The organism is Mesocryomonas fontinalis (genome assembly GCF_055730125.2).
Genome location: NZ_JBUZWG020000002.1, coordinates 265253 through 286465, shown reverse-complemented (window position 1 = coordinate 286465; position 21213 = coordinate 265253). Strand labels below are relative to the sequence as shown.

Genomic DNA, 21213 nt, shown 5'->3' with positions numbered 1-21213 from the left:
CCGGAAGCCCGCCATGTCCCGTTCCTGCCTTTCGATCATCCTTGCCGCCGGCGAGGGCACGCGGATGAAATCGGCGATGTCGAAGGTCCTGCACCCCGTCGCCGGTCTGCCGATGGTCTGCCATGCCGCGCTCACCGCCGCGGCCGCCGGCTCCGACCGGACGGCGCTGGTGGTCGGCCGCGGCGCCGAGGCGGTGCAGGCGACCGTTACCGCAGCGCTCGCGGGAACGACCGGCAAGGTCAGCGCGCACCTCCAGACCGAGCGCCTCGGCACCGGCCATGCGGTGCTCGCGGCCCGCACCGCCATCGAGGAGGGGTACGACGACATCCTCATCCTCTTCGGCGACACGCCGCTGGTGCGGCCGGAGACGCTGTCGCTGGCCCGTGATGCGCTCGCCGCCGGCGCCAGCGTCTGCGTCGTCGGCTTCCGGACGCCGAGCCCGACCGGCTACGGCCGCCTGATCGAGGCGGGCGGCGAGCTTCTGGCAATCCGCGAGGAACGCGATGCGACCGAGGCCGAGCGGCAGATCGACTTCTGCAATGGCGGCGTGATGGCGATCGCCGGCGAGCACGCGATGGCGCTACTCGCTGAGATCGGCAACGCCAACGCCAAGGGCGAATACTACCTCACCGACATCGTCGAGATCGCCCGGGCCGACGGCCGCAGCGTCCGCGCCATCGAGGCGGAGGCGTCGGAGGTGCTGGGCGTCAACACCCGCGTCGAGCTCGCCGCTGTCGAGACGCTGTGGCAGCAGCGCCGTCGCCGCGAGGTCATGCTGTCCGGCGTCAGCCTGATCGCGCCGGAAACCGTCTTCCTCGCCTTCGATACCCGGCTTGCCGCCGATGTCCTGATCGAGCCGAACGTCGTCTTCGGACCCGGCGTCTCGGTCGGCGCCGGCAGCGTCATCCACGCCTTCTCGCATATCGAGGGCGCCGAGATCGCCGAGAATGTCGCGATCGGACCGTTTGCCCGGCTGCGCCCGGGAACGGAGCTCGGGCAAGGCGCCAAGGTCGGAAATTTCTGCGAGACCAAGAACGCCAGGCTCGGCCCGGGCGCGAAACTCAACCATCTCAGCTATATCGGCGACGCCACGATCGGCGCGAACGCCAATATCGGCGCCGGGACGATCACCTGCAATTACGACGGCGCGCTGAAGCACCATACCGAGATCGGCGCGGACGCCTTCGTCGGCTCGAACTCGGCCCTCGTCGCCCCGGTGCGGATCGGCGAGGGCGCCTATATCGGCAGCGGCAGCGTCGTCACCGAGGACGTGCCGGACGGCGCGCTCGCCATCGCCCGCAGCCGTCAGGTCACCATGCCCGATCGCGGCCGGCAGATCGCCGCGCGCAATGCCGCGGCGAAGGCGGCGAAGAATGCCGCGACGAAGGCCGCCAAGCTGGCCAAGGCGAAGACGCCGGACTGAGCCTGTTGCCGGCGGCAATCAAACTTGTGTCGACGGCGGCGGTGCGGAACCGCTACCCCCGGTGCCAGCGGCTTTCGGCCGCAACCATTTTGCTTTTCAGGAGATGCACTGCATGTGTGGCATCATCGGTATCGTCAGCCGTCAGCCCGTGGCCGGGCGCCTCGTCGACTCGCTGAAGCGGCTGGAATACCGCGGCTATGATTCCGCCGGCATCGCGACGCTGTCGGTCGACGGGCTCGATCGGCGCCGCGCCGAGGGCAAGCTTGCCAATCTCGAGGCACACCTCAAGCAGCATCCGCTCGCCGGCACGATCGGCATCGGCCACACCCGCTGGGCGACGCACGGCGCCCCGACCGTGCGCAACGCACACCCGCATGCGACGAAGACGCTCGCCGTCGTCCACAACGGCATCATCGAGAATTTCCGCGAGTTGCGCGCCGATCTCGAGGCGGACGGCTACGTGTTCGAGAGCGAGACCGACACCGAGACGGTCGCCATCCTCGTCACCCGCGCCATGGACCGCGGGGCGGCTCCGCGCGAGGCGGTGCAGGCGTCGCTGAAGCAGCTCGAGGGCGCCTTCGCGCTGGCCTTCATCTTCAGCGGCGAGGAGAGCCTCCTCATCGGCGCCCGCCGCGGCTCGCCGCTCGCCGTCGGCGTCGGCGAAGGCGAGATGTTCCTCGGCTCGGACGCCATCGCCCTCTCGCCCTTCACCGATAGCGTACGCTACCTCGAGGACGGCGACTTCGTCGTGCTCAGCCATGACGGCGCCGAGATCTTCGACGTCGACGGCACGGCCGTGACGCGGCCGATCCGCCGTTCGGTCGGCAAGGCCTTCTACGTCGACAAGGGCAATCACCGCCACTTCATGCAGAAGGAGATCTACGAGCAGCCCGAAGTCATCGGCCACACCCTCGGCGCCTTCGTCGACATGACCACCGGCCGCACCCGGATCCCCGGCAGCCAGGCACTCGATTTCACCAACGTCCAGCGCATGGCGATCTCGGCCTGCGGCACCGGCTATCTCGCCGGCCTCACCGGCCGCTACTATTTCGAGCGGCATGCCCGGATCGCCTGCGACATCGACGTCGCCTCCGAGTTCCGCTACCGCGAGAGCCCGCTCGGCGACGTCGACCTCGCGCTCTTCGTCTCGCAGTCCGGCGAGACCGCGGATACGCTGGCCTCGCTGCGCTACGCCAAGCAGATGGGGCTGAAGACGGCGGCGGTCGTCAACGTCCAGGAATCCACCATTGCGCGCGAAGCCGATATCGTCCTGCCGACGCTCGCCGGCCCCGAGATCGGCGTCGCCTCGACGAAAGCCTTCACCTGCCAGCTGATGGCGATGGCCGCCCTGTCGATCCGCGCCGGCGTCGATCGCGGCGTGATCTCGCCGGACGAGGAACTGGCGATGACCCGGGCGCTGGCAGAGGCGCCACGCCTCGTCAACGAGGCGTTCAAGCTGGAGAGCCAGATCGAGGCCATCGCCCGCGAACTGTCCACCCACAAGCACGCGCTCTATCTCGGCCGCGGCTTCAGCTATCCGCTGGCGCTGGAAGGAGCGCTGAAGCTTAAGGAAATCAGCTACATCCACGCAGAAGGTTATGCAGCGGGCGAACTGAAGCACGGACCCATCGCGCTGGTCGACGAGACCATGCCGGTGATCGTCATCGCGCCGCACGACCGCGCCTTCGAGAAGACCGTCTCGAACATGCAGGAAGTCGCCGCACGCGGCGGTCGCATCATCCTCATCACCGACGAGAAGGGCGCTGCCGCCGGCGCCATGCCGTCGGCCGAAGTCATCGTCCTCCCTGACATGCCGGAAATCCTGACGCCGATCGTCTACGCCGTTCCGTTGCAAATGCTGGCCTATCATACCGCCGTCCACATGGGCACGGACGTCGACCAGCCCCGGAACCTCGCCAAATCCGTCACCGTCGAATAGCGGTGGCGGCAGCTTCGCTGCATCGCAAAAAACTGCGGGCATCGGCGCCGTCGGCGTCGATGCCCAGGACTTGCCATGTTAGGCTTGGCGATGAACGGCAGCCGGGCTCATTTCGGCGATCTCGCGCGAACGATGGAACCGACGATGACCCGCATTCGCAACTATTTCCTCACCGGGTTCATCATCTGCGCCCCGCTGGCGATCACCGCCTGGCTGACCTGGTCCTTCGTGCGATGGGTGGATGGCTGGGTGAAGCCCTACATTCCCGGCCGCTACAACCCCGACAACTACCTCGTCTTCAGTGTCCCTGGCTTCGGCCTTGTCGTCGCGCTGGTGCTGATCACCCTCGTCGGCTTCCTCACCGCGAGCTTCGTCGGCAAGACGATCGTCGGCTGGGGCGAGCGCCTGCTCGGCCGTACGCCGCTCGTCCGCACGCTCTACACCGCGCTGAAGCAGATCTTCGAGACGGTGTTCGCCAACCACTCGTCTTCTTTCAAGACGGCGGCGCTGATCGAATATCCCCGCCGCGGCATCTGGTCGATCGTGCTCATCGCCACCGAAGCACGCGGCGAAATCGCCTCGACCCTTGCCCCCGACGGCAAGGAGATGCTCGCCGTCTTCCTGCCGCCGACGCCCAATCCAACCTCCGGGTTCCTCCTCTACGTGCCGCGCGAGGACGTGCGGATTCTCGACATGAAGGTCGAGGACGCGATGAAGCTCGTCATCTCCGCAGGCATCGTCGGACCCGACAGCGAGCGACCGCTGACGCAAGCCGAGGCAGCCAAGCTGGCGGCGTCGAAGGCGTAGGGAAGAGGGGTTGTAAGCATTTGCTTTTCCGGAGACTGCGACGCCCCAACCGCCTTCTTCTCCCCTCCGGGGAGAAGGTCGCGGCAGCGGGATGAGGGGAGCGCAGGTAGGAGAGGGCGGTGACGACTTGCACCGTTGATCATCCATCACCGACGCTCCCCTCATCGGCCTGCCGGCCACTTCTCCCCGGAGGGGCGAAGAAAACAGCTTCGCCGCTGCATTTCTCCGAGCGTGCTACCCCGCCCGCAGCAGCCGGATCGCGTCCTCGCGGCCGAACAGGTAGAGCAGCGTCCGCAGCGCTTCGCCGCGCGGCGTCTCAAGACCGGGATCGCGCGCCAGCACCAGCCGCGCATCGTCGCGGGCGGTCTCCAGGAGGTCGGCATGCACCTCCATGCGCGCGATGCGAAAGCCCGGCAGGCCGGATTGCTTGGTGCCGAGCAGGTCGCCTTCGCCGCGCAGCTTCAGGTCCTCCTCGGCAATGCGAAAACCGTCCTCGGTCTCGCGCATCACCGCCAGCCGCGCCTTGGCGACCTCGCCGAGCGGGGCGCGGTAGAGGAGGACGCAGGCAGACGCCTTCGAGCCCCGGCCGACGCGGCCGCGCAGCTGGTGCAGCTGGGAGAGGCCGAAGCGCTCGGCATGCTCGATGACGATGATCGACGCGTCGGGTACGTCGACGCCGACCTCGATCACGGTGGTGGCGACGATCAGCCGGGTGTCGCCGGCCTTGAAGGCCGCCATCGCCGCGTCCTTCTCCTCGCCGTTCATCCGGCCGTGGACAAGGCCGACCTTGTCGCCGAACACCTGCTGAAGCTGCGCATGCCGCTCCTCGGCCGCCATCAGGTCGCTCTTCTCGGACTCTTCCACCAGCGGGCAGACCCAGTAGATCTTGTCGCCCTCAGTGATCGCCTTGCCGGCGCGCTCGACGATCTCGTTCAGCCGGTCCATCGGCACGGCGACGGTGGCGATCGGCTTGCGCCCCGCGGGCTTCCCCTCAAGCCGTGAAACGTCCATGTCGCCGAAGGCCGCGAGCACCAGCGTGCGCGGGATCGGGGTCGCCGTCATCACCAGGAGATCCGGCGCCTCGCCCTTGCCGGTCAGGCTCAGCCGCTGGTGCACGCCAAAACGGTGCTGCTCGTCCACCACCACGAGCCCGAGGTCGTGATAGGCGACCTTCTCCTGGAACAGCGCATGGGTGCCGACGACGATGTCGCAGCGGCCCTCGGCGATGTCCGCGAGCTTCTCCGTCCGGGTGCGGCCTGTATCGCGCCCGGTCAGCAGCACCATCTTCAGACCCGCCGCCTTGCAATAGGGCTGCAGGCCCATGGCGTGCTGGCGGGCGAGGATTTCGGTCGGCGCGAGGAAGGCCGACTGCGCCCCGGCCTCGGTCGCCGCCGCCATCGCCATCAGCGCCACGACGGTCTTGCCCGAGCCGACATCGCCCTGCAGCAGCCGCAGCATGCGGTCGTGCTCGCCCATGTCGGACCAGATCTCGTCGATCGCCTTGCGCTGGCCGGTTGTCAGCGTGAACGGCAAGGCGGCGAGCACCTTGTCGCTGCGGCTGCCGTCTCCCCGCAACGGACGCCCTTCCGCCTTCTTGATCTTCTGCCGCGACAGCGCCAGCGCCAGCTGGCCGGCGAGGAACTCGTCATAGGCGAGCCGCCGCCAGGCCGCGCCCAGCGGATCGAGATCGAGCGCGTCGGCGGGATGATGCACCCGCCTCAGCGAGTCCGCGAAGGGCTTGAACGAGTGCTTCGACACGACCGTCGGCTCGATCCACTCGGCCAGCGCCGGCAATTCCTCGAGCCCCGCGGCAATCGACTTCTGCAGCACCTTGGCGGAAAGACCGGCGGTCAGCGGATAGACCGGCTCGACCAGCGGCAGGTTCTCGGCGTCGGCGATCCGGCAGACGAAGTCGGGATGCACCATCGAGGGACGCCCGTTGAACCAGTCGACCTTGCCCGAGACCAGCATGGTCTCGCCGACCGGCAGGAGGTTCTCCATCCAGTTCGGCTGGCCGCGGAAATAGGTGAGGGCGATCTCGCCGGTCTCGTCCGTCGCGAACACCCGGTAGGGCATCGAGCGGGCATCGCGCGGCGGCGCCAGGTGCCGGTCGATCCGCACCGTCAGCGTGACGATCACACCTTCCGGGGCGGTGGCGATCTCGCCGCGCTGGCGCCGGTCGACGAGGCCGCTCGGCAGATGGAACAGGAGGTCGCGTACCCTCAGCGCGACGTCGGAGCCCGACGCCAGCAGCAGCGTCTTCAGCATGCCGGCGACTTTCGGCCCGACGCCGTCGAGGGTGGTAACCGGAGCGAAGAGAGGATCGAGCAAGGACGGGCGCATGGCAGCGAGGTTTATAGGGTCCGGCGGCGCTGACAAGCCGGGTGCTGCGCTATATACGGGGCAACTTCTGCGAACACCGAGAACACCATGACAGGCACCAGCCGCTCCTCGATCGATCTCGACATCCGCCGCCGCAAGGCGCTGTTCCGCTCTTGGCACCGTGGCACGCGGGAAATGGACCTGGTCCTCGGCCGTTTCGCCGATGCCGAGATCGACCGGCTCGACGAGACCGAGATGGACGATTTCGAGGTGCTGATGGAAGCGATCGACCGCGATCTCTTCCAGTGGCTGACCGGCGAACAGCCGGTGCCGGCGAACTACGACACCGGTATCTTCCGCCGCATCAAGGCGTTCTACGAGATCCCGGTCGAGGATCGGCCTGGCGTCGACGGCCCGCGGACCCGCTCCCTGTGAAGGCCGAGGATCGCCTGAAGAAGGCGCTGAAGGGCCGCGACGGCCTGTCGATCGGCAACGTCATCGACGGCTACGAGCCTTTCCTGCTGGCGGAGATCGCGCGCGAGCGGGCCGGCAAGGCGCCGCTGGTCTTCGTCATGCGCAATGGCAACCGCATGGGCGAGTTGGAGGACGCGCTCCGCTTCGTCGCACCCGACCTGCCGATCCTGTCGCTGCCGGCCTGGGACTGCCTGCCCTACGACCGCGTCGGCCCGTCGAGCGAAGCGGCCGCTATGCGCCTGTCCGCGATGACGGCGCTCGGCAACCTGCGCAAGGAGCCGCACCGCGCTCTGGTGCTGACCACCGCCAACGCGCTGCTGCAGAAGATGCCGCCGGCGCAGGTGCTGGCGGACGAGACGATCTCGGCCCGCGCCAGCGGCCGCATCTCGATGGACCACATCGTGCGCGTCCTGCAGCGCGGCGGCTTCGAGCGCGTGGCGACCGTGCGCGAGCGCGGCGAGTTCGCGGTGCGCGGCGGCATCCTGGACCTGTTCGCGCCGGGCGACGACGAGCCCATCCGCCTCGACTTCTTCGGCGATACGCTGGAATCCATCCGCGCCTTCGATCCCGCCACCCAGCGCACGACCGCCCAGCGCAAAAGCTTCGAGCTTGCCCCGGTCAGCGAAGTGACGCTGAAGGACGAGACGATCAGCCGCTTCCGCACCAGCTACCTCAAGCGCTTCGGCGCGCCGTCGCGCAATGACGGCCTCTACGCCGCAATCAGTGAGGGCCGCCGCTTCTCCGGCATGGAGCACTGGCTGCCGCTGTTCTACGAGAAGCTCGACACGCTGTTCGACTACACCGCGGGCTTCCCGATGGTGCTCGACCACCTCGTGCTGGAGGCGATCGGCGAGCGCCGGACCACCATCCAGGATCATTACGAGAGCCGTCGCCGCGGCGCGGGCGAGGGCACAGCCGACGCCGTGCCGTACCATCCCGTCGAGCCCGACGATCTGTACCTTTCCGAAGATGAGCTGATGGGCGGCATCGCCAGCGCCGATCCCATCCGCCTGTCCTCCTATGCCCTCAGCGACGCGACCGGTCGGACCATCGTCAACCTCGACATCACGCGCGGCCGCAACTTCGCCGCCGAACGCGCGGCCGGCGACATCAACGTCTTCGAGCGCGCGGTCGAGCACATCTCGAACCTTCGAGCCTCCGGCAAGAAGGTGATCCTCGCCGCCTGGAGCGAGGGCTCTCGCGAGCGCCTGGTGCAGGTCGTCGAGGAGCAAGGCCTCGGCGGGCTGAAGTTCGTCGAAAGCTACGTCAAGGCGCTGGAGATCCCGAAGAACCTCGTCGCCTCGGCCGTGCTCGGCGTCGAGGCGGGCTTCGAGACAGACCGCATCGCCGTCATCGGCGAGCAGGACATCCTCGGCGACCGGCTGGTCCGCCGCGCCCGGCGCAAGAAGCGCGGCGCCGACTTCATCGCCGAGGTTTCGGGCCTCGACGAGGGCGACATCGTCGTCCACGTCGACCACGGCATCGGCCGCTTCGTCGGCCTGCGCTCGATCGAGGCTGCCGGCGCGCCGCACGACTGCCTGGAGATCATGTATGCCGGCGCCGACCGGCTGTTCCTCCCCGTCGAGAACATAGAGCTCCTCTCGCGCTACGGCGGCGAGGGGTCCGAGGGCGTGCTCGACAAGCTCGGCGGCGGCGCCTGGCAGGCGCGCAAGGCCAAGCTGAAGAAGCGGCTGCTGGACATGGCGGGCGGGCTCATCCGCATCGCGGCCGAGCGCCAGACCCGCGCCGCGCCGAAACTGCTGCCACCCGACGGGCTGTGGGGCGAGTTCGCCGCGCGCTTCCCCTACGAGGAGACCGAGGACCAGCAGAGCGCCATCGACGCCGTCGCCGACGATCTGGCTGCGGGCCGCCCGATGGACCGGCTGATCTGCGGCGACGTCGGTTTCGGCAAGACCGAGGTGGCGCTGCGCGCAGCCTTCATCGCCGCGATGAACGGGCTGCAGGTGGCTGTCGTGGTGCCGACGACGCTGCTTGCCCGCCAGCACTACAAGACCTTCGCCGAGCGCTTCCACGGCCTGCCGCTGAACATCGGCCAGGCTTCGCGCCTAGTGACGACGAAGGAGCTTGCCAACACCAAGAAGGGCCTCATCGAGGGAACGCTCGACATCGTCGTCGGCACCCATGCTCTGCTCGGCAAGGCCGTCACCTTCAAGAACCTCGGCCTGCTCATCATCGACGAGGAGCAGCACTTCGGCGTCAAGCACAAGGAGCGGCTGAAGGAGCTGAAGAGCGACGTCCACGTGCTCACGCTCTCCGCAACGCCGATTCCGCGTACGCTCCAGCTGGCGCTGACCGGCGTGCGCGAGCTGTCGCTGATCACCACGGCCCCGGTCGACCGCATGGCGGTGCGCACCTTCATCACGCCGTTCGACCCGTTGGTGGTGCGCGAGACGCTGCTGCGCGAGCGTTACCGCGGCGGCCAAAGCTTCTACGTCGCGCCGCGCCTGTCCGACTTGCGGGGCATCCACGATTTTCTGTCCGAGCAGGTGCCGGAGCTGAAGGTGGCGATTGCGCACGGCCAGATGGGCGCCGGCGAGCTCGAGGACATCATGAACGCCTTCTACGAAGGCCAGTACGACGTGCTGCTGTCGACGACCATCGTGGAATCCGGGCTCGATATCCCCTCGGCGAATACAATGATTGTACACAGGGCCGACATGTTCGGTCTCGCCCAGCTCTACCAGCTGCGCGGCCGCGTCGGGCGCTCCAAGGTCCGTGCCTACGCGCTGATGACCATCCCGGCCAACAAGACGCCGACGGCCCAGGCCGACCGGCGCCTGAAGGTTCTACAATCATTGGATACACTGGGCGCCGGCTTCCAGCTCGCCAGCCACGACCTCGACCAGCGCGGCGCCGGCAATCTCCTCGGCGACGAGCAGAGCGGTCACGTCAAGGAGGTCGGCTTCGAGCTGTACCAGCAGATGCTGGAAGAAGCGGTCGCCGAGATGAAGGGCGAGCCGGACGCTGGCGACGGGCAGTGGTCGCCGCAGATCACCCTCGGCACCGCGGTGATGATCCCGGAGGGCTACGTGCCCGACCTGCAGCTGCGGATGAGCCTCTACCGCCGCCTCGCCGACCTCGCCGATGCGCGCGAGATCGACGCTTTCGGCGCCGAGATGATCGACCGCTTCGGCCCGCTGCCGGACGAGGTGGAGCATCTCCTGAAGGTGGTGTTCATCAAGTCGCTCTGCCGCCGCGCCAACATCGCCAAGCTCGACGCCGGGCCGAAGGGGCTGGTGATCCAGTTCCGCGACAAGAGCTTCTCCAATCCGGGGGCCTTGGTGCGCTACATCGGCGAGCAAGGCTCGGCCGCGAAGATCCGGCCGGACCAGTCCATCGTCCTCATCCGCGACTGGCCGACGCCGGACAAGCGCCTCAACGGCGCCGCCACCATCGCCACCCAGTTGGCGCGCTTTGCGGACGAGGCACAGAAGAAGGCGGCTTAGCGAAGCCGGGTAGGAAGAAAATAGTGCAGTCTTGTGGGCTTAGCTGAAACTGCTGAACTGATGTTGGAGCAAAGGAAGCCGTGTGAAAAGGCCTCAATCGGTCCAGGCGCTGACGGATTTTGGACGGACGCGGCTCTCGAAGTCGTTTTTCATGCGCGACTTTCTCTACTCCGACATCGCCACCATCCATGGGGTCTGCAACGTGCCGGACGACCCGGAACTCGCCATCGCCGCCGGCACGCGTCTCTGCGAGGAACTACTGGAGCCGTTGCAGGATCAGTTTGGCCGGCTGGCCATCCGGTCCTCCTACCGCTCAGCTGATATCAACGATCTCGGTTGCCGTCTCCAGGCCGCCGGGAAGCCCGGATACAACTGCTCGGCCAATCCGAAGAATTTCGCCGGCCATATCTGGGACCGGCGCGATGCCGAAGGCTGCATGGGCGCGACCGCCTGCATCGTCATTCCCAGCTTCTGGGACCGCTTCCAGGCGGAAGGCGACTGGCAGAAGCTCGCTTGGTGGATCCACGACAACCTTCCGTATTCGACGATGGAGTTTTTCCCGAAATACTGGGCGTTCAACCTCGGCTGGCACGAGCGGCCGGTCCGTCGGATCGACAGCTACGTCGCCCCAAGAGGCTGCCTGACCAAACGCGGCATGCCCAACTTCGGCGGCAGCCATGCCGAGGCATGGCAGGCCATCGTCTAGCGGGGGAGGTGTCTCACTACTTCCCCGGTTCGCGCCAAAAACTCGGGAGGTAGTATCCGGTCAGCGGCGTCACGTCGGGATGCTGGATGAAGGCCCAGCGGGCGAGCCACTGCTCGGCGACGTAGAACAGCGGCACGACGTATTGTCCGGAGATCAGCACCCGGTCGTAGGCCCGGACGGCGGCGACGAACTCTTCCCTCGTGCGCGCCTTGGTCATCGCCTCGATCAGCGCATCGATGGCGGGATCGGCGGTGCCGGCGAAGTTGAACGAGCCGTTGGCATCCCGCGACGCCGATCCCCAGCGCTGGCGTTGCTCGGCGCCCGGCGACAGCGACGAGGTGAACGAGGAGATCAGTACGTCGTAGTCGAAGCGCTGCTTGCGCAGCTGGTACTGGGCGTCATCCACCAGCCGCATGTCGGCCTCGACTCCGATCCGCGAGAGGGTTCGGGCATAGCCTTGCGCAATCCGCCCCTGGTCGGCGTTCTGGACCAGGATTTCGAAGGTCAGCGGCTTGCCGTCCTTGTCCACCATCCGTCCGCCGGCGAACGTGAAGCCAGCTTCTTTCAGGGCATCGACCGCCGTCTTCAGCAGCTTGCGATCGCTGCCGGAGGCATCGCTGACGGCGGGCCGCCAGGTGCCGGCCATGACTTCGGGCGTCACGGCGGCCGGGAACGGCGCCAGAAGGGCTTTCTCGAGGTCGCTGGCAGCGTGCCCGACGCTCGACAGTTCCGAGTTCTCGAAGAAGCTCGTCGTCCGGCGATAGGCGCCATAATAGAGGTTGGCGTTCGCCCATTCGAAGTCGAACAGCAGTCCGAGGGCTGCCCGCGCCGCGCGGTCCTCGAACAGCGGGCGGCGGGTGTTGAAGAAGAAGCCGTAGGTGCCCGCCGGCTTGCCGTTGACGAACTCGTCGCGCTTCACCCGCCCGTCGCGCACGGCCGGGAAGTCGTAGGCCGTGCGCCAGTGAAGGGGGCTGCCTTCCGGGAAGACGTAGAACAGACCCTTCTGGAAGGCCTCGAACTGCGCGTTCGCGTCGCGGAAATACTCGATGATCACCTGATCGTAATTGTCGATCCCGCGCTTGATCGGCAGGTCCTTCGCCCAGTAGTCGGGGTTCCGCCGATAGCTGATGCGCTGGCCGGGCTCGACCTTCTCGATCACGTACGGACCCGAACCGATCACCGGCTTCAGCGTCGTCTGCTCGAAGGTGGCGCGATCGAAGCCGTGCGCCGGCAGCACCGGCAGGCCGGCCAGCAGCAGCGGCAGCTCGCGGTCGGCCTTGTCGTTGAAGGTGAAGCGTACCCCGCGCTCGCCGACCTTCTCGATCTTCGCCACGCGCTGGAGCCAGGCCGTGTACTGCGGGCGGACGACGCCGATCTGCTGCATCATCTCCGTGGTGAAGAGCACGTCCTCGACCGTGACGGGCGTTCCGTCCGAGAACTTCGCCTTCGGGTTCAGGGTGAACTCGACGAAGGTGCGGGCATCGTCCGTCTCGACGCTCTCCGCCAGCAGACCGTAAAGCGTGAACGGCTCGTCCGGCGAGCGCTGCATCAGCGGCTCGAAGACGAAGTTGCCGTATTCCTGGTCGGCCCAGATCCCGCGGGCCGTCGTGGTCGAGCCGCGCACGATGATCGGGTTGAGGTTGTCGAAGGTCCCGAACACGCCGTAGCGCATCACGCCGCCTTTCGGGGCGTCGGCGTTGACGAAAGGCAGGTGCGTGAAACCGGCGGCCAGCGCCGGCTCGCCTTGCATCGCGATCCCGTGGCGGGGCTCGGCGAGGGCGGGCGATGCGGCCACCGTCGAGAGCAAAAGGATCAGCAGTGATTTCGCGGCAGCCGGCGCAAGCGTCCGAAAGGGCATGATGGGCAATCTCTCCGGCAGGGTTGGGCGGATTCTTATCCGCTCCAGCCTGATTTGCCTATCGGCGGAATGGGTTTCCTCGCCGAAGCCCCTTTCGGCAAGGGTCTTTAAACGGCCTCATTTGCGCAGGAGCAGCAACCCGGTTAAGGGAAGCCTTACGCCGAATGATCGACGCCGAGAGGATGCAAGGCCCGTGAAGAACCGTTTGCTGAATGTCACTGTCAACGCGCTGGCCGCAGGTGTGATCGGCATCACCACGCTGGGCATGATGGCCGGCTCCGCCGCGGCGCAGGCCGCCCCGGCTGCCCCCGCCGCCGGCAAGCCGGTCGAGACGCAGTGGTTCAAGGTCTGCTCCAAGCAAGGCGAAAACGACATCTGCAACACCCAGTTCACGCTGGTTGCCGATACCCGCCAGCTGGTCACCGCCATCAACCTCATCGACGTCAAGGGCAAGGTCACCCAGCGCGTGCTTCAGGCCGTCGTGCCGACCGGCCGCGTCATCCCCGCCGGCGTCCAGCTGCAGATCGACAAGTCCGCGCCGCAGGCGATGGGCTATTCCGTCTGCTTCCCCGACCGCTGCATCGCCGAGGCCCAGCTGACCGACGCGGTGATCGCCTCGCTGAAGAAGGGCACGACGCTGACCGTCACCTCGGTCAACTTCCAGCGCCAGCCGAACCCGATCAAGATCACGCTGTCGGGCTTCTCCAAGGCCTATGACGGCGCACCGGTCGCCCAGCCAGAGCTCGCCCAGCGCCAGCAGGAGCTGAACGACGCGCTGAAGAAGCAGGCCGATGCCCGCCGCAAGAAGTTCGAGGACGCCCAGTCCGCCGCCAAGACCGGCACTGCCGCTCCGGCGCAGTAAGCCGCAGGCCAGAATGAAAGACGGCGGCCTCGGGCCGCCGTTTTCGTCTGTCGGATCAGGCTTGGCGCCGGCTCAGTTGCGGTGGTTGCCGCGAATCCGGTAGGCGCCGTCCACTTGCCCTTCGAACACCTCGGCTACCTGCGGATGGCGTACCGGATCGCCGGTCTCGTCCGGCACGAGGTTCTGCTCCGAGACGTATGCGACGTATTCGGTTTCCGCGTTCTCGGCGAACAGGTGGTAGAATGGCTGGTTCTTGCGCGGACGAACTTCCTCGGGGATCGCCTGGTACCATTCCTCGGTGTTGTCGAACTCCGGGTCGACGTCGAAGATCACGCCGCGGAACGGAAACAGGCGGTGGCGCACGACCTGGCCGATGAAAAAGCGGGCTGTCTGCATAGAGGCTTTCCCGGAAGGCTCGCGGCATCGCAAGGGCAAGGGGCACGGGGCATGGCGAAGACGAGGTGTTCCGCGTCATTGTGGCAACAGGATGCCGGATAATCATGAACGGAACCACCATGCACGTCCGCGATGCAGGCCAAGGCGATCACGCCGTCGGCGTCCGGCAGGCCTGATCCTTCCATGCTCGGCATCATCGGCCTGATCTTCCCGTTCTTCGCGCTGATCGGGCTCGGCTTCGGCACCGGGCGCATCGTCAACCGACCGCTCGACGGGCTGGCCTGGCTCAACGTCTTCGTCGTCTACCTCGCTCTGCCGGCGCTGTTCTTCCAGCTTCTGTCGAAGACGCCGGTCGAGCAGCTCGCCAATCCCGGCTTCGTTGGCGCGACGACGCTCGCGACCTTCGTGATGTTTCTGGCCGTGTTCGCAACCGGCTATGTCAGAACTTGCGGCGACATTCCGGCTTCGACGATCCAGGGACTTGCCGGCGCCTACGGCAATATCGGCTACATGGCACCGGGGCTCGCACTCGTCGCCTTCGGCCCCGCCGCCACCGTGCCGGTGGCGCTGGTGTTCTGCTTCGACAACACCTTGCACTTCGTGATGGCGCCACTCTGCATGGCGCTCGGCGGCGATCGCGACCGTCCCGCGCGCGCCGTCGTCCTCGATGTCCTGACGAAGATCTTCACCCATCCTTTCATCATCGCGACGCTGGTCGGCGTTGGCGGTGCCATCCTCGGCGTCTCGCTGCCGGGGCCTCTCGACCGCCTGCTGTCGCTGCTGGCGGGGGCGGCGGCGCCTTGCGCATTGTTCGCCATGGGCATCACACTGGCACTCAGGCCACTGAAGCGCGTGCCGCCCGAACTCGGCTACATTCTGCCGGCCAAGCTGATCCTGCACCCGCTCCTGGTCTACGCGCTGCTCGCGCTGGTCGGCGAGCGCGATCCGGTTTGGGTGCACACGGCGATGCTGCTGGCGTGCCTGCCGACCGCGACGAACGTCTTCGTCATAGCGCAGCAATACGGCATCTGGACCGAACGCGCCTCGGCGGCCATTCTGGCAACCACCGTCGCCTCCGTCCTCACCGTGACCGTCGCGCTCTATGCCATGTCAACCGGCTGGTTTCCCGCCAATCCCTTCGGTTACTGATCTCGGGATCCCGAACAGGCCGGCGCCGGGCGAGATGCCCTCGCGCATCAGGAAGCGTCGCAGCAACGGGACCGCCGCCATGGCCGACAGGCCGAGCGTCCTCGCCGCCTGAGCCGGAAGGTATCCGGCCAGCAAGGACCGGTTGAGGAGGTCCACCCCGAAGGTGCGCGACGCGACGTCGCCGCGCCGTGCTGCGGCATACCGGGCCAACGCGCCGGCGGCACCCGGGTCGTCACGGCTGCCGGAAGCCGCCGTGACGATGGCGGCGGCATCGCGCAGTCCGAGGTTCAACCCTTGTGCGCCGATCGGCGGGAACACGTGCGCAGCCTCGCCGACCAGCGCGACCCGCTTGGCGCTCATCTGAAGGGCCGTCACGCCGCTCAGCGGGAAACGCTGCGCCGGGCCTTCCACGGTGACCGCGCCGAGAATGGAATGCAGCCGCGTCTCGATCATCTGCTGCAGCCGCTCCGGCTTCAGATCGACAATGAGATCCGCGGCGTCCGGCGTCTCCACCCAGACGAGGGACGACATTCGGCCGGGCAGGGGCACCTGCGTGAACGGACCGGTCGCAGTATGGAACTCCGTGGAGATCCCCCCATGCGGGCGCTCGTGCGAAAAGTTCAGAACGATGGCGCTCTGCGGATAGGACCAGTCGCGCAAGGCAATGCCGGCCTGCTCGCGGACCATGGATCTCCGCCCATCGGCGCCGATGACGAGGCAGGCAACAACCATGCTGCCATCGTCGAGCGTCAGGGTGGCCCGCTCGTCATCGGTCTCGAGCCGGCGCGCGCCGCCGTCGACCAGCGTCAGCCGGTCCGCCAGTTCGCCGGCACGGGCATGCAGGATCGCCAGCAGATCGGCGTTGAGGATGTTGTAGCCGAAAGCGTCGAGACCGATCTCCCTGGCCTCGAATGTCAGCGTCGGCGCGCGAAGGAGACGGCCGGTATCGTCGATGATGCGCATCGTCGACATCGGCTCGCCCTTGGTGCGGACGGCATCGAGCACGCCGAGGCTCTCGAGGAAGGCGATAGACGGGCCGATCAGCGCCGTCGAGCGACCATCGGGTCGCGACGGGGTCGGGGCGACGAGCACCGTGTCGATGCCCTCGGCGGCGAGGCCGATGGCCGTCGCATACCCGGCCAGTCCCCCGCCCACCACGGCAATATCGCGTTTCAGCTGCGTCAACCGTCCGTCTTTCTTGTTGCAGGGGCAGAAAACCGAGTGCCTGTCCGCCGCGTGAGCCTTGGATTCTAGAGATACGGACGATAGAGCTTATAGCAATGGGGGAAGGCTTACGCACTGGACCCTGCGACGATGGGTTTCAGGTCAGTATGGCGGCACCGGTATCAAAGTTCGAGGAGTGGCGCGGCTTTGCCGTCCACCTGCTGACGGCGAGCGGCGCCTTCTGGGCTTTTCTCTCGATCATCGCCGCGGCGGACCACCGCTGGGTGGCGATGTTCGCCTGGCTCGGGCTGGCGCTGTTCGTCGATGCGATCGACGGACCGATGGCCCGCAAGGTCGAGATCCAGCGTGTGCTGCCGAACTGGTCCGGCGAAGTGCTCGACCAGATCATCGACTATGCGACCTATGTGATCATTCCGGCCTTCGCCCTTTACGAATCAGGGATGATCGGCGGCCTCCTGTCGTTCCTCGCGGCGGCGATGATCGTGATCTCGAGCGCGATCTACTACGCCGACACGCGGATGAAGACGACGGACTATTTCTTCCGCGGCTTTCCCGTCGCCTGGAACATGGTGGTCTTCACCTTCTTCGCGATCAAGCCGAACGAGATCACCGCCTTCGCCTTCGTCGCCTTCTGCTCGGTCGCGACCTTCCTGCCGATCAAGTTCCTGCACCCCGTCCGGGTCAAGCGCCTGCGGCCGCTGAACCTTGCGGTCTGCGCCGCCTGGGCCGGTTTCGGCTTGGCCGCGCTGTATCAGAACTTCGACCTATCGCCCCTCGTCAAGTTCGGCGTGGTGGCGACCGGGATCTATCTCTTCTCGATCGGTGCCGTGCTGCAGGTCCTCGACATGGTCCGCCGCAGCAACCCCTGACGTTACGGGCAGACAAGGGAATATCGCATGAGCAAGGCAATGGTCGTTCGCGCTGTCGGCGGTCCCGAGGTCATGACATGGGAGGACCGGGACCTCGGTGCGCCCGGTCCCGGCGAGATCCTGGTGAGGCAGGCCGCAGCGGGCGTCAACTTCATCGACGTCTATTTCCGGACCGGCCTCTACAAGGCTCCGTCAATGCCTTTCGTGCCCGGCAAGGAAGGCGCCGGCACGGTGCAGGCGGTCGGCGAGGGCGTGACCCGCTTCGCCCCGGGCGATCGCGTCGCCTACAGCGATTCCGCCGGCAGCTATGCCGAGGAGGTCCTGGTGAAGGCCGATTCCGCGGTCATCCTGCCGGACGCCATCGATTTCGAGACGGCCGCGGCGGTGATGCTGAAGGGCATGACGGCCGAGTACCTCCTGCGCCGGACCTTCGAGGTCGGCCCCGGAACGGTGATGCTCTTCCATGCGGCGGCAGGCGGCGTCGGCCTGATCGCCGGACAGTGGGCGAGACATCTCGGCGCAACGGTGATTGGCACGGCAGGCTCGGCGGAAAAATGCGCGCTGGCGCTGGAGCACGGCTACCACCACGTGATCAACTACCGCGACGAGGACTTCGTCGCGCGCGTGCTCGCGTTGACGGACGGCGCCAAATGCGACGTCGTCTACGATTCGGTCGGCAAGGACACGTTTCCCGCGAGCCTCGATTGCCTGAAACGGCGCGGACTGTGGGTGACGTTCGGCCAGTCCTCGGGCAAGCTGCCGGATGTCGACATGGCGCTTCTGAACCAGAAGGGATCGCTGTTCGCGACGCGGCCGAGCCTCTTCGGATACACCGCGACCCGCGCAGAACTCGAACAGTCGTCCGCCGCACTTTTCGAGGTCATCGCTTCCGGCGCGGTGAAGGTGCGGATCGACCAGACCTATGCGCTGGAAGATGCGGCGGCGGCCCATCGCGCGCTGGAGGCACGCACCACGACCGGCGCCACCGTCCTGACGATCTGAACGCTGCCGCTTCGCCTCGGCACTCAATTCGCCTCTGCGCTCAAAACGAAAAACCCGCCGGTTCGAAGCGAACGGCGGGTTTGCGGCGTTTGAGGGACTGAAGTTCTAGAGCTGAAGACGACCGCGACGGACCACGAGATCGATGTCCTGGCTGGCAATGCCGATATCGGACAGTTCGTGGCGGTCCATGCGGGCGAGGTGACTGACGGCAATCCGGCGTTCGCGGTAGCTGCGAATGCGGTGGGCGAGGGAGGCGAACATGACGATTCCAATGGGCTATTGTTTCCAACCCTAGGTATGCCCTCGACCTGCCTATCGTTAGTGCACTTCGTGCACACTTGTTATGCACCCAGTGCATCTCATGTTCACACGATTTTAACCAGGCGCGCCCGGCGCCTTGCCTTACCCGATGATCCGCGGCGTGTCGCAAACGACCGAGTCCACCCGCACGTCGAGTTCGCCGAGGCTAACGCCGGCGGTCGCGAGCGCCGACTTGATGAGGTTGTCCAGCGGTATCGCCAGGCCGGCCAGCAGGTCGCCGACCGAAGAGAGAAGCGGGGAAACCGGCAGGCCGATGATGCCGACATTGATGTTGATGTTGGCCTCCTTCATCAGTGTCGACACCAAGCTGCTGGCGATCGTGTCGGTCTTGGCCGTCTTGACCGTCCCGTTTCCGATTTCGGATCCCTTGAAGACCAGGATTTTCGGTACGGTCTGCTGGATCGAGGCATAGCTGTCCCCCTTCACCGAGAGGAGGGTCACCTGAACGAGTTCAGCCGGGGACAACCGGTCGTGCGTGTTGGCCGCGCTCAGCGGACCCGAGAATTGCCCGAGGGCAAGTTTGGCGACCCCCGGCATGGCTTGAACCGTCACCTGGCGCAGCGCCGGGTCGCTGGAGCACTTGACGTCCGTCACCTTCGCCGTGCCGCCGGCGACCACGAGTTCGATCGGAATGTTCAGGTTGATATTGACCAGATCGAGATAGCCCGGCGTCTTCAACTCGGCGCGCATCCGAAACTGGTCTGTCTGGATTTCCGCCGAGTTCTGACCGATCGAGGCAGACTGGGCAGTTTGACTGGCCTCGCCCACCATCACCTTGACGGAGGCGGTGGGCAGGCCCGGAAACGTCAGGCCGGTCGAGATGGAATTGCCGATCGTATCCGAGCCGATGGCGGCATTCAGCATGCCGAGAACGCCGATGTTGGCGTCCAGCGCCTTGTTCGGATAGTCCAAAGCCAGCTTCTGGTAGTCCTCATCGATCTTCAGAAACTCATCGAGTGCGACATCGACGTTCGAGGCGGCGATCTGCTGCGAGGCTTTTCGCAGGACCGACCCACCGACGAGATCTCCCGTGCCGTCTAGACACGTCGACAGGATCTGCAGGAGGCGCGTCAGCTTGATCGGCTTTGAGATGACATCCTTCACCAGCGTGCCGGAGATCTGGCGCCCGAGCCCGTCGACAGCCAGCGCCTTGAGGAGCGTCCCGAGGTTGAGCTTGGACTGGACAAGACCTTTGTAGTCCGCCGTCGACAGCTTGAGATCGAGACCGGTCATCGGCTTCAAGAAGGCGTTCAGCATCAGCGGGTCGGTGCTGGCAAGACGACTGCCGGCGGCGATCGACACCACCGGGATCACCGCGGCCTCCGAGCGAGCGGAAAGGTCGATGTCGTTGATGTTGAAGATGCGGCCAAAGTAGACGGGTGCCTTGATCTTGGCATCAACCCGCACGGCATTTCCTTCCGGGCCCGCGACAAAACGATTGTCCCGGTCGAGCGTCGTGCCGACGTAGTTGCCGATGGTCAGCTCAAAGGTCGCATCCTTGTTGCCGGAGGCATCGAGCATGGCGCGGGCGACCTGGCTGGCACTCTCGGGCCGGCTGGCGGCGGCCAGCGCCGCTGAATCGGCCGCCGTCTGCAACGAACGGCGCTGGAGGTAAGCCAGCCCAAGGTCGGTGGCGAAGGCGCCGGCACCAAGCATCACGGGGATCGTCACCGCGAACAGCAAGGCGACGGAGGCCGACCGGTCCTTGCGAAACGCGCTCAGCAGTTTGGCACGCGGGGCTGGATGGGTCATGGGATGAACACCGTCGCAGAGCGGAGGATGGTCGTCGGAGGTTTCACGATGTTGGTGAGGATCGTCGGCGGCTGGGGCAGGTAGGTGATGTCATAGGAGACACTCACCATCAGCGTCGTACCGTCCTCGACCGTCTGGTAGGTCAGGCGCGACGGCACGATCAACGGATAATTGCCGGCGGTATTGGCGATCCAGCGACCCACCAATTCATTGCGCTCAGCCGCGTTCTTCCCGACCATGGCGTAGCGCCCGGTATCGGACGAAATCTGCTGCAGGGAATTGGCGATGCCGAGGTAGACGCCGTAAAACAGGATAACGAGCATCATCAAGCAGATGACCGGCGCGATGATGGCGAACTCGACGGCATTGCTGCCGCGCAGATCAGACCAGAACGAGTTCTGCACTGCTCCGCGGTCCGCCGCATTGCCCTCCACTTCTTTCGGACCCGCGACGATCATTTTGCCCGCTATCCTTAGCTTACTAACGACACTAATATTACACGTTTAGGGCGAGGAGTCGTCACGGCAGGCTTGGGTGGTTCGAGTATCAGAAATTATGGTTTAGAGATCATTTAGTCTCCGAATGGCTGGACCCGCCCGTTCGCCAATTTGTCATTCTTTCAGACGTTTACGGCGAACCACCGCGCCCTTATGACATTCCGAAGCGGCCGATGCCGAAACC

General features: G+C 66.2%; 17 protein-coding genes. 10 read left to right on the top strand and 7 right to left on the bottom strand.

Annotated elements, in window-relative coordinates; translation table 11 throughout:
• Positions 1–13 precede the first annotated feature (13 nt).
• From glmU to ACZL02_RS06450, 3 genes are all read left to right on the top strand, one after another.
• The gene (gene glmU, locus ACZL02_RS06460; RefSeq protein ID WP_472937778.1) at positions 14–1423 is read left to right on the top strand and encodes a bifunctional UDP-N-acetylglucosamine diphosphorylase/glucosamine-1-phosphate N-acetyltransferase GlmU; all 1410 of its coding nucleotides are present in this window, start codon (positions 14–16) and stop codon (positions 1421–1423) included.
• A 112-nt stretch (positions 1424–1535) separates the two neighbouring features.
• Positions 1536–3362, top strand: a complete 1827-nt coding sequence (gene glmS, locus ACZL02_RS06455; RefSeq protein ID WP_472937777.1) for a glutamine--fructose-6-phosphate transaminase (isomerizing) — start codon at positions 1536–1538, stop codon at positions 3360–3362.
• A 144-nt stretch (positions 3363–3506) separates the two neighbouring features.
• On the top strand, positions 3507–4169 hold the full coding sequence (locus ACZL02_RS06450; RefSeq protein ID WP_472937776.1) for a DUF502 domain-containing protein: 663 nt from the start codon (positions 3507–3509) through the stop codon (positions 4167–4169).
• Between the two features lie 234 nt (positions 4170–4403).
• Here ACZL02_RS06450 and recG read toward each other — a convergent pair whose 3' ends face one another.
• The gene (gene recG, locus ACZL02_RS06445) at positions 4404–6512 is read right to left on the bottom strand and encodes an ATP-dependent DNA helicase RecG (RefSeq protein ID WP_472937775.1); all 2109 of its coding nucleotides are present in this window, start codon (positions 6510–6512) and stop codon (positions 4404–4406) included.
• 87 nt (positions 6513–6599) lie between these two features.
• On the opposite strand from recG, the gene ACZL02_RS06440 reads away from it, so the two are divergent.
• The 3 genes from ACZL02_RS06440 (at position 6600) to ACZL02_RS06430 (ending at position 11138) form a co-directional block, all read left to right on the top strand.
• A complete protein-coding gene (locus tag ACZL02_RS06440) occupies positions 6600–6926 on the top strand; it encodes an FAD assembly factor SdhE (RefSeq protein ID WP_472937774.1) in 327 nt (108 codons plus the stop codon).
• 137 nt (positions 6927–7063) lie between these two features.
• Positions 7064–10432 (top strand): transcription-repair coupling factor, encoded by a 3369-nt coding sequence (mfd, locus tag ACZL02_RS06435; protein ID WP_472938145.1) that lies wholly within the window; start codon positions 7064–7066, stop codon positions 10430–10432.
• An 82-nt stretch (positions 10433–10514) separates the two neighbouring features.
• Complete coding sequence (locus tag ACZL02_RS06430; protein WP_472937773.1) at positions 10515–11138, top strand: hypothetical protein; 624 nt, start codon at positions 10515–10517, stop codon at positions 11136–11138.
• Positions 11139–11154: 16 nt separating this feature from the next.
• Here the strand turns inward: ACZL02_RS06430 and ACZL02_RS06425 are convergent, their stop codons facing one another.
• Positions 11155–12996 (bottom strand): extracellular solute-binding protein, encoded by a 1842-nt coding sequence (locus ACZL02_RS06425; protein ID WP_472937772.1) that lies wholly within the window; start codon positions 12994–12996, stop codon positions 11155–11157.
• A gap of 265 nt (positions 12997–13261) precedes the next feature.
• Between ACZL02_RS06425 and ACZL02_RS06420 the strand changes: the two genes are divergently transcribed.
• Positions 13262–13858: an invasion associated locus B family protein gene (locus ACZL02_RS06420; RefSeq protein WP_472938144.1), complete on the top strand. Its 597-nt coding sequence runs from the start codon at positions 13262–13264 to the stop codon at positions 13856–13858.
• Positions 13859–13930: 72 nt separating this feature from the next.
• On the opposite strand, the gene hspQ is transcribed toward ACZL02_RS06420, so the two are convergent.
• Positions 13931–14254, bottom strand: coding sequence for a heat shock protein HspQ (hspQ, locus tag ACZL02_RS06415; RefSeq protein WP_472937771.1), 324 nt, complete (start codon positions 14252–14254; stop codon positions 13931–13933).
• A gap of 183 nt (positions 14255–14437) precedes the next feature.
• Between hspQ and ACZL02_RS06410 the strand changes: the two genes are divergently transcribed.
• Positions 14438–15403: an AEC family transporter gene (locus tag ACZL02_RS06410; protein WP_472937770.1), complete on the top strand. Its 966-nt coding sequence runs from the start codon at positions 14438–14440 to the stop codon at positions 15401–15403.
• Here the strand turns inward: ACZL02_RS06410 and ACZL02_RS06405 are convergent.
• On the bottom strand, positions 15365–16579 hold the full coding sequence (locus tag ACZL02_RS06405; protein ID WP_472938143.1) for a UbiH/UbiF family hydroxylase: 1215 nt from the start codon (positions 16577–16579) through the stop codon (positions 15365–15367). The two genes, ACZL02_RS06410 and ACZL02_RS06405, sit on opposite strands and share 39 nt — an antisense overlap.
• Before the next feature lie 155 nt (positions 16580–16734).
• Between ACZL02_RS06405 and pcsA the strand changes: the two genes are divergently transcribed.
• Complete coding sequence (pcsA, locus tag ACZL02_RS06400; protein WP_472937769.1) at positions 16735–17457, top strand: phosphatidylcholine synthase; 723 nt, start codon at positions 16735–16737, stop codon at positions 17455–17457.
• Between the two features lie 27 nt (positions 17458–17484).
• Positions 17485–18459: a quinone oxidoreductase family protein gene (locus ACZL02_RS06395; protein WP_472937768.1), complete on the top strand. Its 975-nt coding sequence runs from the start codon at positions 17485–17487 to the stop codon at positions 18457–18459.
• A gap of 105 nt (positions 18460–18564) precedes the next feature.
• Here the strand turns inward: ACZL02_RS06395 and ACZL02_RS06390 are convergent, their stop codons facing one another.
• The 3 genes from ACZL02_RS06390 to ACZL02_RS06380 form a co-directional block, all read right to left on the bottom strand.
• A complete protein-coding gene (locus ACZL02_RS06390; RefSeq protein WP_472937767.1) occupies positions 18565–18720 on the bottom strand; it encodes a DUF1127 domain-containing protein in 156 nt (51 codons plus the stop codon).
• Between the two features lie 141 nt (positions 18721–18861).
• A complete protein-coding gene (locus ACZL02_RS06385) occupies positions 18862–20532 on the bottom strand; it encodes a pilus assembly protein TadG-related protein (protein WP_472937766.1) in 1671 nt (556 codons plus the stop codon).
• Positions 20529–20990, bottom strand: a complete 462-nt coding sequence (locus ACZL02_RS06380) for a TadE/TadG family type IV pilus assembly protein (protein WP_472937765.1) — start codon at positions 20988–20990, stop codon at positions 20529–20531. Before ACZL02_RS06380 ends, ACZL02_RS06385 begins: the two co-directional genes overlap by 4 nt.
• Positions 20991–21213: the final 223 nt, after the last annotated feature.

Coding starts and splice junctions, on each gene's coding strand:
- glmU (WP_472937778.1), top strand. CDS start 14: ATGTCCCGTTCCTGCCTTTCGATCATCCTTGCCGCCGGCGAGGGCACG.
- glmS (WP_472937777.1), top strand. CDS start 1,536: ATGTGTGGCATCATCGGTATCGTCAGCCGTCAGCCCGTGGCCGGGCGC.
- ACZL02_RS06450 (WP_472937776.1), top strand. CDS start 3,507: ATGACCCGCATTCGCAACTATTTCCTCACCGGGTTCATCATCTGCGCC.
- recG (WP_472937775.1), bottom strand. CDS start 6,512: ATGCGCCCGTCCTTGCTCGATCCTCTCTTCGCTCCGGTTACCACCCTC.
- ACZL02_RS06440 (WP_472937774.1), top strand. CDS start 6,600: ATGACAGGCACCAGCCGCTCCTCGATCGATCTCGACATCCGCCGCCGC.
- mfd (WP_472938145.1), top strand. CDS start 7,064: ATGCGCAATGGCAACCGCATGGGCGAGTTGGAGGACGCGCTCCGCTTC.
- ACZL02_RS06425 (WP_472937772.1), bottom strand. CDS start 12,996: ATGCCCTTTCGGACGCTTGCGCCGGCTGCCGCGAAATCACTGCTGATC.
- ACZL02_RS06420 (WP_472938144.1), top strand. CDS start 13,262: ATGATGGCCGGCTCCGCCGCGGCGCAGGCCGCCCCGGCTGCCCCCGCC.
- hspQ (WP_472937771.1), bottom strand. CDS start 14,254: ATGCAGACAGCCCGCTTTTTCATCGGCCAGGTCGTGCGCCACCGCCTG.
- ACZL02_RS06410 (WP_472937770.1), top strand. CDS start 14,438: ATGCTCGGCATCATCGGCCTGATCTTCCCGTTCTTCGCGCTGATCGGG.
- pcsA (WP_472937769.1), top strand. CDS start 16,735: ATGGCGGCACCGGTATCAAAGTTCGAGGAGTGGCGCGGCTTTGCCGTC.
- ACZL02_RS06395 (WP_472937768.1), top strand. CDS start 17,485: ATGAGCAAGGCAATGGTCGTTCGCGCTGTCGGCGGTCCCGAGGTCATG.
- ACZL02_RS06390 (WP_472937767.1), bottom strand. CDS start 18,720: ATGTTCGCCTCCCTCGCCCACCGCATTCGCAGCTACCGCGAACGCCGG.
- ACZL02_RS06385 (WP_472937766.1), bottom strand. CDS start 20,532: ATGACCCATCCAGCCCCGCGTGCCAAACTGCTGAGCGCGTTTCGCAAG.
- ACZL02_RS06380 (WP_472937765.1), bottom strand. CDS start 20,990: ATGATCGTCGCGGGTCCGAAAGAAGTGGAGGGCAATGCGGCGGACCGC.